The sequence below is a fragment of the Streptomyces sp. NPDC087901 genome (genome assembly GCF_044742205.1).
GTDB lineage: Bacteria > Actinomycetota > Actinomycetes > Streptomycetales > Streptomycetaceae > Streptomyces.
This window is the reverse complement of record NZ_JBIUUC010000008.1, coordinates 304,445-317,161: the sequence shown is the minus strand read 5'-3', so window position 1 is coordinate 317,161 and position 12,717 is coordinate 304,445. Positions and strand designations below refer to the sequence as shown.

Annotated in this window: 11 protein-coding genes and 1 tRNA gene; 9 read left to right on the top strand and 3 right to left on the bottom strand. The window is 68.8% G+C overall.

Annotation, left to right across the window (positions count from 1 at the left end):
* The first annotated feature begins 76 nt into the window (after window positions 1-76).
* Genes ACIOEW_RS25270 through ACIOEW_RS25260 form a run of 3 tightly spaced genes read left to right on the top strand, consistent with a single transcriptional unit; the run spans window position 77 to window position 3,163 of the window.
* The gene (locus tag ACIOEW_RS25270; RefSeq protein ID WP_401966112.1) at window positions 77-1,696 is read left to right on the top strand and encodes a TerD family protein; all 1,620 of its coding nucleotides are present in this window, start codon (window positions 77-79) and stop codon (window positions 1,694-1,696) included.
* A gap of 11 nt (window positions 1,697-1,707) precedes the next feature.
* A complete protein-coding gene (locus ACIOEW_RS25265; RefSeq protein ID WP_250967767.1) occupies window positions 1,708-2,388 on the top strand; it encodes an AIM24 family protein in 681 nt (226 codons plus the stop codon).
* 19 nt (window positions 2,389-2,407) lie between these two features.
* A complete protein-coding gene (locus ACIOEW_RS25260) occupies window positions 2,408-3,163 on the top strand; it encodes an AIM24 family protein (RefSeq protein ID WP_401966110.1) in 756 nt (251 codons plus the stop codon).
* Between the two features lie 107 nt (window positions 3,164-3,270).
* Here the strand turns inward: ACIOEW_RS25260 and ACIOEW_RS25255 are convergent, their stop codons facing one another.
* Window positions 3,271-3,855 (bottom strand): NUDIX hydrolase, encoded by a 585-nt coding sequence (locus tag ACIOEW_RS25255; protein WP_362545409.1) that lies wholly within the window; start codon window positions 3,853-3,855, stop codon window positions 3,271-3,273.
* Window positions 3,852-5,297 (bottom strand): zinc-dependent metalloprotease, encoded by a 1,446-nt coding sequence (locus ACIOEW_RS25250; protein ID WP_401966108.1) that lies wholly within the window; start codon window positions 5,295-5,297, stop codon window positions 3,852-3,854. The genes ACIOEW_RS25255 and ACIOEW_RS25250 overlap by 4 nt, the downstream gene beginning before the upstream one ends.
* Before the next feature lie 190 nt (window positions 5,298-5,487).
* Between ACIOEW_RS25250 and ACIOEW_RS25245 the strand changes: the two genes are divergently transcribed.
* The 4 genes from ACIOEW_RS25245 to ACIOEW_RS25230 all read left to right on the top strand — a co-directional run bounded on the left by ACIOEW_RS25245 (window position 5,488) and on the right by ACIOEW_RS25230 (window position 8,870).
* On the top strand, window positions 5,488-6,678 hold the full coding sequence (locus tag ACIOEW_RS25245) for an SDR family oxidoreductase (protein WP_401966106.1): 1,191 nt from the start codon (window positions 5,488-5,490) through the stop codon (window positions 6,676-6,678).
* 180 nt (window positions 6,679-6,858) lie between these two features.
* Window positions 6,859-7,320, top strand: coding sequence for a molybdenum cofactor biosynthesis protein MoaE (locus ACIOEW_RS25240; protein WP_362545400.1), 462 nt, complete (start codon window positions 6,859-6,861; stop codon window positions 7,318-7,320).
* Window positions 7,321-7,448: 128 nt separating this feature from the next.
* Window positions 7,449-7,637, top strand: coding sequence for a hypothetical protein (locus tag ACIOEW_RS25235; RefSeq protein ID WP_401966104.1), 189 nt, complete (start codon window positions 7,449-7,451; stop codon window positions 7,635-7,637).
* A gap of 144 nt (window positions 7,638-7,781) precedes the next feature.
* Window positions 7,782-8,870, top strand: coding sequence for a PDZ domain-containing protein (locus ACIOEW_RS25230; RefSeq protein ID WP_362545394.1), 1,089 nt, complete (start codon window positions 7,782-7,784; stop codon window positions 8,868-8,870).
* Between the two features lie 31 nt (window positions 8,871-8,901).
* On the opposite strand, the gene ACIOEW_RS25225 is transcribed toward ACIOEW_RS25230, so the two are convergent.
* Complete coding sequence (locus tag ACIOEW_RS25225; RefSeq protein ID WP_362545392.1) at window positions 8,902-9,471, bottom strand: PPA1309 family protein; 570 nt, start codon at window positions 9,469-9,471, stop codon at window positions 8,902-8,904.
* A gap of 127 nt (window positions 9,472-9,598) precedes the next feature.
* Here ACIOEW_RS25225 and ACIOEW_RS25220 point away from each other — a divergent pair, with 127 nt between their 5' ends.
* A complete protein-coding gene (locus ACIOEW_RS25220) occupies window positions 9,599-12,532 on the top strand; it encodes a UPF0182 family protein (RefSeq protein WP_401966182.1) in 2,934 nt (977 codons plus the stop codon).
* A gap of 52 nt (window positions 12,533-12,584) precedes the next feature.
* Window positions 12,585-12,658, top strand: a tRNA-Met gene (locus ACIOEW_RS25215).
* The last annotated feature ends 59 nt before the right edge of the window (window positions 12,659-12,717 follow it).

Here is a 12,717-nt window from a genome sequence, read left to right as displayed (position 1 = left end):
GCTTGGCCCAATGCCGGAGTTTGCGGTTAGCCTGACGCGACGCATTCACCTTCCGGATGGGGGACGGTCGTTACGCATGGCCAGGGAATTCCAACGCGGCCACAAGGCCAAGATCAGCGATCTCACGCCGGGGACGGACCTGTACGTAGGTGTGCAGATCGCCGGCCCGGGGCTGACTTTTGACATCAGCTGCTTCGGCCTCGATGTCAATGAGCAGCTCTCCGACGACCGTTATTTCATCTTCTTCAATCAGCCGAAATCGCCCGAGGAGTCCATTCAGCTCCTCGGCACGCAGGCAGGTGACACGGAGTCGTTCCGTGTCACTCTGGACCGCATTCCGGCGAACATCCACAAGCTGTCCTTCACCGCGACGCTGGACGGCGCCGGACAGATGTCGCAGGTCGGTCCCGGTTATATCCGGATCGTCGCGGGCGGCGAAGAAGTCGTCAGGTACGCCTTCACCGGCTCGGAGTTCACCACTGAGCGCGCGGTGATGCTGGGCGACTTCTACCTCAAGGACGTCTGGCGGTTCGCCGCTGTCGGCCAGGGCTTCGACGGCGGGCTCGACTCCTTGCTGAAGAACTTCGGCGGCGAGGTTGCCGAAGAGGCCCCGGCCGCTCCCCAGCCCCAGGCCGCGGCCCCGTCGTTCGCTCCGCCTGCCCAGGCTTCGGCGCCTCCGCCCTCGTTCGGAGCCCCGGCCGCGCCGCAGGCCCCGCAGCCCGCGCCGTCCTTCGGTGCACCGGCTGCTCAGGCGCCGGCGCCCTCGCCGCAGCAACAGCAGATGCATGCCGCGCCGACCATAGCGGCGCCACTGGCCCCGCAGGGCGGCAGCGTTCCGCCGCCGCCCGCGCCCGCTCCGTACGGGCAGCCGGGGCAGCCGCCCCAGCAGCCGCAGTTCGGGCAGGTCCCGGCCCAGGCGCCCGCTCCCTTCGGGCAGCAGGCCCCCGCGCCGTACGGGCAGCCGGCCCCGGTCCCGTTCGGGCAGCAGCCGCCCGGAATGCCTCAAGGAGTGCCGCAGGGTGTGCCACAGGCCGGGGCGGGTCTTCTGGCCGCGCTCCAGCCGTACAAGGAGACGGCCACCGGTCAGCGGTGGACGCCGCAGAACCAGCAGCTCATGCGCGTCGACCTCACCATGGGCGGGGCCGGAGTGCTGGCCCGGCAGGGCAGCATGGTGATGTACCAGGGCAAGGTCGACTTCGGCTACAAGGGCGCGGGTTTCGCGGGCCGGATGGTCGGCAACGCCACCGGTCAGGAAATGCAGCTGATGCGCTGTACCGGCCGAGGACAGGTCTTCCTTGCGGAGGACGGCTCCCACCTGCACGCCATCGAGCTCCAGGGCGACGGCATCTGCGTCTCGGCGGAGAGCGTCCTCGCCTTCGACGAGTCGCTGCAGTACGAGGTCCGCAGGATCGAGGGTCACGGCATCCCCGGCGGCGCGCTGTTCACCATGCAGTTCCAGGGCACCGGCACCATCGTCGTCAAGACCCATGGTGTCCCCGTCGTCCTGCCGGTCACCCCGACCACCTTTGCCGACTGCAACGCCGTCGTGGCGTGGTCGGCCGCGTCCCAGGTGATCATCTCCAGCCAGGTCCGGCTGCGCCGCAACGCCTACCCCGGACACAGTGGAGAGACCGTGAACCTCCAGTTCCGGGGCGCCCCCGGCAACTTCATCGTCGTCCAGCCCTACGAGGTCTGAGGGAGCCCGTCATGAATCAGCAACTCGCGGGCTACGCCCCGACCCCCGTCACGGCCCGGATGGAGAACCACGGCCATTCGATGCTGAAGGTCGCCATGGCGACCGGGCAGGACCTGTACGCGCGCACCGGCTCGATGGTGGCGTACGAGGGCTTCATCCAGTACGAGCCCAACCCGCCGGCCGTCCGCCAGATCGCCTCGCAGTGGATCACCGGCGAGGGCGCACCCCTGATGAAGTGCGCCGGTGACGGGCTGCTCTACCTCGCCGACTACGGCGCCGATGTGGTCGTCGTCAATCTCAACAACGACTCCCTCTCGGTCAACGGCACCAACGTCCTCGCCTTCGACGGCCACCTCACCTGGGGTGTCGAAAGGGTCAAGGGGCTGGCCAAGTTCGCCGGCCAGGGCCTGTGGAACGTCTGCATCTCCGGCACCGGCTGGGTCGCGATCACCTCGCGCGGCACGCCGATCGTCGTCGACTGCGGACGCGGCGAGGACGAGACGTACGTCGACCCGGACGCCCTGGTGGCGTGGTCCCCGAACCTCAAGGTGAAGGGCAAGCGCAGCTTCAAGGCCTCCTCGCTCATCGGGCGGGGCAGCGGCGAGGCGTTCCAGATGGCCTTCTCGGGCCAGGGGATCGTCGTCGTCCAGCCGAGCGAGGACAGTACCGACCGCCTGCGCGTCCGGAACTGACGGGGAGGGAGAACACACCATGCAGAGTCCGCTTTTCAGCTTCACGGAACAGCAGTCCCAGGAGCGCTACACGGTGCAGAACCCGCAGCTCCTGCGGGTCTCGCTGACGGGTCACGACGACGTCCTCGCCCGCAAGGGGGCCATGGTCGCGTACCAGGGACTGATGGAGTTCGACGGCGAGTACCAGTCGCACGGACAGCGCCGCGCCCGCGCCACCACCGGTGAGGGCCTCGACCTGATGCGCTGCTCCGGGCAGGGCACGGTCTACCTCGCCAACCTCGCGCAGTACGTCCACGTGGTGGACGTCGACCGCGACGGTCTGACGGTGGACAGCGCCTATGTCCTGGCGCTCGACTCGTCCCTCCACACCGAGGTCATCGCGGTGGACAGCCAGTACGGCATCTCGGGCACCGGCAAGTACCAGCTCAACATCTCCGGCACCGGCAAGGTCGCGCTGATGACCTCCGGCCAGCCGCTGATGATGCAGGTCACGCCCGACAAGTACGTCAACGCCGACGCCGATGCGATCGTCGCCTGGTCCAGCTCCCTGCGGGTGCAGATGCAGGCCCAGACGCACTCCTCGGGCGTCTTCCGGCGGCGTGGCAACACGGGCGAGGGCTGGGAGCTCAGCTTCCTCGGCCAGGGCTTCGCCCTCGTTCAGCCGAGCGAGGTGCTGCCCCCGCAGAGTGCCCAGATCGGCCAGGGTCTGCGCGCCCAGTACGGCATGGGGCAGCAGGGGACCCACGCCCAGAACCAGAACAACGCCTGGAACTGAGCAGCGCGCCACCACCTCTGCGTACGAGGGGTGAGAGGGGCGCGGTGAAGCGCGCGGTAAGGGGCGGTCTCCTGGGAGGCCGCCCCTTACCCATGCCGTCGCGCTTCCTACCGCAGGCCGCCGTCCAGGGCCGCGCGCGTACGTTCCAGCAGACGGACCACCGAGGAGTCGGCGACCCCGGCGACCTCGTCGTACGCGAACCAGCGCAGATCGAGCGACTCGTCACTGATCCGCTCCGTGGACCCCGACGGCGCCAGCGCCGCGTACTGGACATCCAGGTGCCAGTGGCACGGAGCGGGGATCGGATGGCGGTCCAGTACCACCGGGCCGCCCGGCAGCAGGGTCAGGCCGACGATGCCGGACTCCTCCGTCGCCTCACGCAGCGCCGCGGCGGCCAGGGTGGCGTCGCCCGGCTCGCAGTGGCCGCCCATCTGCAGCCACATCTGCAGCTTGCGGTGCAGGGTGAGCAGCACCTTTCCGCGCTCCGGGTCGACGACCAGGGCGCTGGCCGTCAGATGCCCGGTCCCGCAGGCCTTCCACATGCCGTCGGGATGCAGTGCCAGATGGTCCAGGTAGGCGCTGCGCAGCTCCTCCTGTGTGCCGTCCGGCCGGGCGTCGTCGGACGGGTCCGTCCCGTCCGGTCCGTTCCGGTAGTTCTTCAGTACGAGAACGGCGTCGTCGCGCAGGCTCACTTGTCGGTGTCGCCCTTGCCTTCGCTGTCCTCGGGCCCGTCCTCGGTCGCGCCGTCGGGGCCGGGAGCGGGTTTCTGAGGCCCGTTCGCCGCCTCGCCGAGCATCTTGTCCAGCTCGGAGAAGTCCAGCTGCTCGTGGTGGACGAAACCGTCCGGATCGTCCAGATCGTGGGCGGTGGGCAGCATGTCGGGGTGCTCCCACAGCGCGTCGCGGCCGTCGAGACCCCGCGCGTCCGTGAGCGAGGCCCACAGCCGCGAGGCGTCGCGCAGCCGTCGCGGACGCAGCTGGAGCCCGATGAGCGTGGCGAACGTCTGCTCGGCGGGACCACCGGAGGCACGGCGCCTGCGCATCGTCTCGCGCAGTGCGTCGGCCGAGGTCAGCCGGGCCTTCGCGGCCTCGTGGACCACGGCGTCCACCCAGCCCTCGACCAGCGCGAGCGCCGTCTCCAGGCGGGCCAGGGCCGCCTTCTGCTCCGGGGTGTCCTCCGGCTGGAACATGCCCTGCTGAAGGGCGTCCTGCAGCTGCTCCGGCTGTGACGGGTCGAACTGGCCGACCACGTCCTCCAGCTTGCTGGTGTCGACCTTGATGCCGCGCGCATAGCCCTCGACCGCACCGAACAGATGCGAGCGCAGCCACGGCACATGGGCGAAGAGCCGCTGGTGAGCGGACTCGCGCAGGGCAAGGTACAGCCGCACCTCGTCCTGCGGCACGCTCAGGTCCTTGCCGAACCGCTCGACGTTCAGCGGAAGCAGCGCGGCCTTGCCGGCCGGCCCGAGCGGCAGCCCGATGTCGGTCGAACCGACCACCTCACCGGCGAGCACGCCGACGGCCTGCCCGATCTGCTGGCCGAACATCGCGCCGCCCATCGACCGCATCATGCCGATCAGCGGGCCCGCCATCGCCTGCATCTCCTCGGGCAGCACATCACCCATGGCGAGGCCGACACGCTCGGCCACCGGGTCGACCAGCTTCTGCCATGCGGGGAGGGACGCCTCGACCCACTCGGCACGGCTCCACGCCACGGTGGAGACGGAACCGGACGGCAGTGACGTCACGCCGTCGAGCCAGAGGTCCGCCAGGCGCAGCGCCTCATCGACCGCGGCACGCTCGGACGGGCCGACGCTCGCGTCCTTGGTGCCGTCCTGGGTGCCCTGCGAGACCGTCTGGCGGGCGATCTGCTTGGCCATGTCCCAGTTCACGGGACCGCCCTCGTAGCTCAGCATCTGGCCGAGCTGCTGGAAGGCGGCGCCCAGGTCGTTCGGGTTCATGGAGCCGAACATCGCGGCGAAGGGGTTGTCACCGCCCGCGCCGGGGCCGAAGCCGAACGGGTTCGTCGGACCGCCCGAACCCTGCCCACCTCCGGTGGGGTCGTTCTTCTTGCCCTTGTCGCCGTCGTCCGGCTCCTCCGGCGGAAGGCCGAATCCGAATGGGGTGTCACTCACGGGTTTCCTCGGCTCGTAGGGCCGCCGGCTCGAACCGACGGCGACTGCCCGACATCACCATCCAGCGTAGACACCAAGTCCGCTCGGGGCCTCAGTGCTCCGCCTGCTCCCGGCCTGCGGCAGGATGGACGCCACCTGGTACGTACGCGTCATTCGGGTACGTACTGAAGACAACCGCTGGAGACGCCCGGTGAGTTCCCCAGATCCTCAGGTTCGCGCAGCGCGAAACCTGGCCGACCCATCGCCCGAGAACAAGCCCGAGAACAGGGCCGAGAACAAGCCCGAGAACAAGGCCGAGCACCAGGCCGTCCGCAGCGGCTCCAGAAGTCGCGGCCCCGTCGTGGCCGTCACCGGAGCCGCGACGGGTGTCGGTGAGCTCCTTACCGCGCGCCTGGCGGCTTCCGAGGAGATCAAGCAGGTCATCGCCATCGACGAGCGCCGCGGAGAGGTTTCCGAGGCGACCTGGCACATCCTCGACGTGCGCGACCCCGCCATCGCGGAGAAGCTCCGCGGCGCCGACGTGGTGGTGCACCTGGCGCTCGATCTCGACCTGGAGACCGATCCCGCCGCCCGCACCGCTTACAACGTGCGCGGCACCCAGACAGTGCTGACCGCGGCCGCGGCCGTCGGCGTGCACCGCGTCGTCCTGTGCACCTCGGCGATGGTCTACGGCGCGCTGCCCGACAACGACGTCCCGCTCGCCGAGGACGCCGAGCTGCGCGCCACGGCCGAGGCGACCGGTGTCGGTGATCTGCTGGAGATCGAACGGCTCGGCCGCCGCGCACCCCGCGCCCACCCCGGACTCCATGTCACCGTGGTCCGTCCCACCGTGCTCGTCGGCGGTACGGACACGGCGCTGACCCGCTACTTCGAGTCGCCGCGCCTCCTGGTTGTCGCCGGATCGCGTCCCACCTGGCAGTTCTGCCACGTCGAGGACCTGGTCACGGCGCTGGAGTACGCCGCGCTGGAGAAGATCGACGGGGAGTTCGCGGTCGGCTGCGACGGCTGGCTCGAACAGGCGGAGGTCGAGGAGCTCAGCGGCGTCCGACGGATGGAGCTGCCCTCGGCCGTCGCGCTCGGCGCAGCGGCCCGGCTGCACCGGATCGGCCTGACCCCGTCGCCGGCGGGCGACCTGGCGTACACGATGCATCCCTGGGTGGTGAGCGTGAGCCGGCTGCACGATGTGGGGTGGCGCCCGAGCTGGACCAACGAGGAGGTGCTCGCGGCGCTCCTCGAAGAGGTCGAGGGACGCCACACCGTCGCAGGCCGCCGGCTCGGCCGTAAGGACGCGACCGCCGCCGGAGCCGCCGGCGCCACCGTGGCGCTGCTCGGCACCGCCGCCCTGGTACGCCGCGCACGCAAGGCCCGCCGCCGCTTCTAGGCCACCGGACAGGCCCGCAGCCTGGTCCGGTGGCCGGACAGGCCCGGGGCCCGTCCGGTGGGCACCCGCCACGCGGGTGGCTCCGGGGCCGGCGGCTGTAGGAGGCTCCAAGGCGCCCGGCGCCCCGCCGGGTGAAAGCCGTATTCCGCGATGCCGGAGCGGTACGGCACGATGGTCGCCATGGCACCCACGTATGACCACCCCGGCGAGCAGGCGGCACAGGACCCCATCCGGCTGCTGGAGATCCGCGACACACCCCTGTCCGTGGACGAGGTCTTCCGCGCGGTCGGTGACGAAGCGGCGGGCGGCACCGCACTCTTCGTCGGCACCGTGCGCAACCACGACAGCGGCCAGGACGTCGGGGCGCTGGGCTATTCGTGCCACCCCTCGGCGCAGGACGAGATGCGCCGGGTGGCGGAGAAGGTCGTCGCGGGGTTCCCGGTCCGGGCACTGGCCGCTGTCCACCGTGTGGGTGAACTGGAGGTGGGCGATCTCGCGGTGGTGGTGGCGGTCTCCTGCCCGCATCGCGCAGAGGCCTTCGAGGCCTGCCGCAAGCTCATCGACGACCTCAAGCACGAGGTTCCGATCTGGAAGCACCAGCGCTTCTCCGACGGTACGGAGGAGTGGGTCGGCGCTTGCTGAGCGCAAACCGTCCTGGCGGACATCCACCCCGATTTGCGTAACCACACCCCTGCCATGAGCGTTGTTTCTGCAGATGGTTAATCTGCTGATCATTCGGTTGCGGTCGCTCATGGGGCAGGGAGGTCGTCATGGCAGCACTCGCCTGGTTGTTGATTCCGCTTTTCGCTGCGCTCGGTGCCGCGATATGGGGGAGCTGGGCCGCCCGTAATCGCACGACCGGCGACGTCACTGAGCTCGCCGGCTACGCCCGGTTCCGTGAAGCGATGGAGCGTTCGCACTCCACTTCCGAACCGGCCGAGCAGATATCGAACGTCTGACGCCACACCTGCCGTACGCAGTCGCCAATCCGCAGTCCGTAGCCGTCCCCGCTACCGCCCGGCGCCCTCGCCGCGCCCGGCCGCGGCCCACGTACGGACCGGCCCCGGCGGTGCACTGACAGGCCCTTCCCGTACTGTCGTTCCATGCCACGCCGCACCGCGACGATGCTCGCCTCCACCCTGATCCTGATCGCGCTGCTCTGCGCAGGCGTGCTGATCAAAGTGCCGTACTCGGAGATGTCCCCCGGGCCGACCGTGAACACACTCGGCGAGGTGGACGGTGCACCCGTTCTGCAGATCACCGGGCACAAGACGTACGAGACCACCGGCAATCTCAACATGACGACGGTCAGGGTCACCGGCGCCGACTATCACATGAACCTCGTCGAGGCCGTCTACGGATGGCTGGGCCACGACAGTGTGGTCGTGCCGCACGACACGCTGTACCCGGACGGCAAGACCGAGGAACAGTCGACGCAGGAGAACGCCGAGGAGTTCAGCCAGTCCCAGGAGAGCGCCAAGGTCGCGGCCCTCACGGAGCTGGGGATCCCGGTGTCGTCGCGGGTCGTGGTCTCCACGGTCCTCAAGGACAGTCCCTCACAGGGCAAGCTGCACGCGGGCGACGTGATCAAGGCCGTCGACGGCACCGCGGTCAAGCAGCCCGAGGACGTGGCGAAACTCGTCACCAAGCACAAGCCAGGCCAGGACGTCACGTTCACGGTCATCCCGGCCAAGACCGCAGCAGCGGCCGAGAAGGCCGGCAAGGTGCCCGAGGGCACCGAGAAGATCACCATCGCCACCGAGAAGGCCCCCAAGGAGAACCGGGCGATCGTCGGCATCCAGGCGGGGACGGACCACACCTTCCCGTTCGAGATCGACATCAAGCTCGCCGACGTGGGCGGCCCCAGCGCCGGTCTGATGTTCTCCCTCGGCATCGTCGACAAGCTGACACCGGGCCAGCTGACAGGCGGAAAGTTCATCGCCGGCACCGGGACGATCGACGACAAGGGCAAGGTCGGACCGATCGGCGGGATCAACATGAAGCTGGTCGGCGCGCGCAACGCCGGCGCACGCTACTTCCTGACCCCCGACGAGAACTGCAAGGCGGCCGCCTCCGACACCCCGGACGGACTCACGCTGGTGAAGGTCAAGACCATCGACGACGCCAAGAAGTCGCTGGAGCGGATCCGCACCGGGGACGCGGCCGCACTGCCGAGCTGCTCGGCAGGCTGACCGCGTCCCTGACGGGGGCGGGACGGCGGGGTCAGGACTCGAAGGTCGCGGCCAGCGCCTCGGCCAGCCCAGGCACCAGGCCGGCGCCGGTCAGCACGTCGTTGGGCGAGTCCTTCTCCCGCAGGCGTACGGCCGACTCGCGCGCGCCGTCCCGAAGGACCGCCACGGTCATCCGCACCTCCTGCCGGTCGGGGTGCTTGGCCACCCACTTGGTCAGCTGGGCGTCGTTGAGACCTTCCGGTACGGAGGCCTCGGCGGACGGCGGCAGCATCAGCCGCTCGACCGTCATCGCGCACCCGACGACGGCGTCGGGCCAGGCGATCGTGGCGAGGAACTCGTCCAGTGCGGTACCTGCGGGAAGCTCCTCCTGCTCGATAGGGGTGAGTGCGGCGGTCTTCGAGCCGCCGTCGTCGAGGCCGAGCTGAGCGGCGAGTCCGGGCTCCTGGACCCGCAGCCGTGCGGTGTCGACAAGGGCGAAGAGCCGGGCGGGCTGGTCCCAGCCGAGGCCGGAGATGTACTCGTCGATTTCGAGCACGGCGACGGTGAGCGGGCTCGCGGCCATCGGAGGGCCTGAGGGGGAAACGTTGGGCATGGACAACATCCTGCCTCCTTCCGCCCCGGGAACGGGAACTAGGTAAAGCCTCAGTAAGTTGCATAGGTGGGCTCTACGATCGCTGGGCCCGCTCCACACGACCGCGAACTTCGAGGTGCGCACGTTGGCTTTCCAGATGCCGGACCGCGGCGGAGGCCCGACCGGGCCACGGATCAGAGTCGGCCGCCCGTCCCGGCGCGCCCGAACCCTGCTCATGACACTCGGCGTCCTGGCGATCCTCGCCATGGCGTTCGTCATGTTCTCCGGGTTCTGGACGGACTGGCTCTGGTACAGGTCGGTCGGGTTCTCATCCGTCTTCACCACCACTCTGTGGACCAAGATCGGACTGTTCCTCGTCTTCGGACTGCTGATGGCCCTCGCCATCGGTGTGAACATCTGGCTCGCGCACCGGCTCCGGCCGCCGCTGAGCGCGATGTCGCTGGAGCAGCAGAGCCTGGACCGCTACCGGATGAGTCTCGCCCCGTACAAGAAGTGGGTGCTGCTCGCGATCACCGCGCTCGTCGGTCTGATCGCCGGAGCGTCCGCCTCAGGCCAGTGGCGTACCTGGCTGATGTACGTGAACGGGGTGTCGTTCGGTCAGAAGGACCCCCAGTTCCACCTGGACGTGTCCTTCTACGCCTTCGACCTGCCGTGGTACCGCTTCCTGCTTGGCTTCGGCTTCGCGGCGACGGTGCTCTCGCTGATCGCCGCCGCGCTCACCCACTACCTGTACGGCGGGCTGCGCATCACCAGCCCCGGCGCGCGGGCGACGGGGGCGGCCACCGGTCATCTCTCGGTGCTGCTCGGCATCTTCGTCGCGCTGAAGGCCGTGGCGTACTGGCTCGACCGCTACGGTCTGGCCGTGAAGTCGAGCGACTTCAAGGCCACGGACAACTGGACGGGCCTGCGGTACGTGGACGCCAACGCCTACCTGCCGGCGAAGACCATCCTGTTCTGCATCGCCGCGATCTGTGCCGTGCTGTTCTTCGCGACGCTCTGGCGCCGCACCTGGCAGCTTCCGGTGATCGGGTTCGGGCTGATGGTCCTCTCCGCGATCCTGATCGGCGGGCTCTACCCGGCGATCGTGCAGAAGTTCCAGGTCCAGCCGAACGAGCAGGCCAAGGAAGCCCCGTTCATCCAGAAGAACATCAAGGCCACGCGGGACGCCTACGACATCGATGACGCGAAGGTCACCGACTACGCGGGCAAGTCCACCACGGACGACGACACGAAGCTCCGCGCCAGCGCGGACGCTGCGGCCAGCTACCGCGTGATGGACCCCAACGTCGTCTCCCCGGCCTTCCAGCAGCTCCAGCAGAAGAGGAACTACTACCAGTTCCCCAAGACGCTGGATGTCGACCGCTACAAGGACGAGACCGGCAAGGAGCAGGACACGGTCATCGGTCTGCGCGAGCTCAACCTCCAGGGCATCCCCAAGCGCAACTGGATCAACGACCACTTCACCTACACCCACGGTTACGGTGCGATCGCCGCCCTGGGCACCACCACCGGCACCAACCCGAAGGGGTCTCCCGACTTCATCGAGTCCGGTCTGCCGACCACCGGAGAGCTGGGCAAGTACCAGCAGGAGATCTACTACGGCGAGAAGACCGAGCAGTACTCCATCGTCGGCGGGCCCCAGAAGGAGCTCGACTACGAGGAGGACGGCGAGAAGACCACCAGCTACAAGGGCAAGAGCGGCGTCAGTCTCTCCAGCGCGTTCAACCGCGCCGCCTACGCGGTGGCGTTCAGCGAGCCGCAGATCCTGTACTCGGGAGCGATCGGCGACGGTTCGCGGATCCTCTACAACCGCACGCCCAAGGAGCGCGTCGAGGCGGTCGCCCCCTGGCTGACCATCGACGGCGACGCCTACCCGGCCGTGGTCGGCGGAAAGATCCAGTGGGTCGTCGACGCGTACACCACGACCAACGGCTACCCGTACGCCTCGCGCACGACGCTCGGGGACACCACGGCCGACTCGCTGACCACCAACCAGCGCGCGGTCGTCGCCCAGCAGAACCAGGTCAACTACATCCGCAACTCGGTGAAGGCCACCGTCGACGCGTACGACGGCAAGGTCACGCTGTACGAGTGGGACACCGAGGACCCGGTCCTCAAGACCTGGCGCAAGGCGTTCCCGGGGACCGTGGAGCCCAAGGCGGACATTCCGCAGGACCTCATGGACCACCTGCGCTACCCGCAGGACCTGTTCAAGGTGCAGCGCGAACTGCTCACCCGCTACCACGTCACGAGCCCCGCGCAGTTCTACAGCGGCAGTGACGCGTGGCAGGTCCCGGACGATCCGACCAACAAGGAGTCCGGTGCCGTTCCGCCGTACTACCTGAGCATAAAGATGCCGGACCAGACGGCTCAGAAGTTCTCGCTGACGACGACGTTCACCCCCAAGGGGCGACCCGACCTCGGGGCGTTCATGGCGGTCGACGCCGATGCGGCCAGCAAGGATTACGGCACGATAAGGCTGCTGAGAGTCACCACCACGGTGAAGGGCCCCGGCCAGGTACAGAGTGAGCTCAACGGCAACGACGACGTCGCAGAGTTCGTGAGAAACCTCAAGGGCACCGACTCCGACATCGAGTACGGCAACCTGCTCACGGTGCCGCTCGAAGGAGGGTTCCTCTACATCGAGCCGGTGTACACGCGCGGTGGCACGCAGAACTATCCGCTGCTGCGCAAGGTCGCCGCCTCGTACGGATCGAAGATCGTCTTTGAGAACAGCCTCGGGGAGGCGCTCAACGCGGTCTTCGGGGTGGACGGCTCCGATACGACCGAGCCACCGGCCGACACCACGGAACCGCCGGGCGACACCACGGAGCCGCCGGCCACCGGCGACGCCGCGCTGAAGAAGGCGATCGCCGATGCGCAGAAGGCCTACACGGCAGGTGAGACGGCCCTGAAGGAACAGGACTGGACCGCCTACGGCAAGGCCCAGGACGAGCTGCAGGACGCGCTGGAGCGGGCAGCCGCGGCCCAGCCCAAGTCCGGCAGTCCGAGCGCAGCGGATGAATCGAAGAAGCCGGCGGCGTCGGCCAGCGCCGACAGCGGTGGCTGAGTAACTCGGTAAAGCTTCACCCCCGCGTCGTGGTACGGTTTGAACACAACGACGCGGGGTGGAGCAGCTCGGTAGCTCGCTGGGCTCATAACCCAGAGGTCGCAGGTTCAAATCCTGTCCCCGCTACTGAAACACGAAGGCCCGGATCCTCCAGGGGATCCGGGCCTTCGTCATGTCGTGGTGGC

Bases quoted from the DNA above. Each gene is read 5' to 3' on its own strand.
- ACIOEW_RS25240 (WP_362545400.1), top strand. From the start codon at position 6,859: ATGGCACCCACGTATGACCACCCCGGCGAGCAGGCGGCACAGGACCCC.
- ACIOEW_RS25235 (WP_401966104.1), top strand. From the start codon at position 7,449: ATGGCAGCACTCGCCTGGTTGTTGATTCCGCTTTTCGCTGCGCTCGGT.
- ACIOEW_RS25265 (WP_250967767.1), top strand. From the start codon at position 1,708: ATGAATCAGCAACTCGCGGGCTACGCCCCGACCCCCGTCACGGCCCGG.
- ACIOEW_RS25220 (WP_401966182.1), top strand. From the start codon at position 9,599: ATGCCGGACCGCGGCGGAGGCCCGACCGGGCCACGGATCAGAGTCGGC.
- ACIOEW_RS25260 (WP_401966110.1), top strand. From the start codon at position 2,408: ATGCAGAGTCCGCTTTTCAGCTTCACGGAACAGCAGTCCCAGGAGCGC.
- ACIOEW_RS25230 (WP_362545394.1), top strand. From the start codon at position 7,782: ATGCCACGCCGCACCGCGACGATGCTCGCCTCCACCCTGATCCTGATC.
- ACIOEW_RS25225 (WP_362545392.1), bottom strand. From the start codon at position 9,471: ATGTTGTCCATGCCCAACGTTTCCCCCTCAGGCCCTCCGATGGCCGCG.
- ACIOEW_RS25270 (WP_401966112.1), top strand. From the start codon at position 77: ATGGCCAGGGAATTCCAACGCGGCCACAAGGCCAAGATCAGCGATCTC.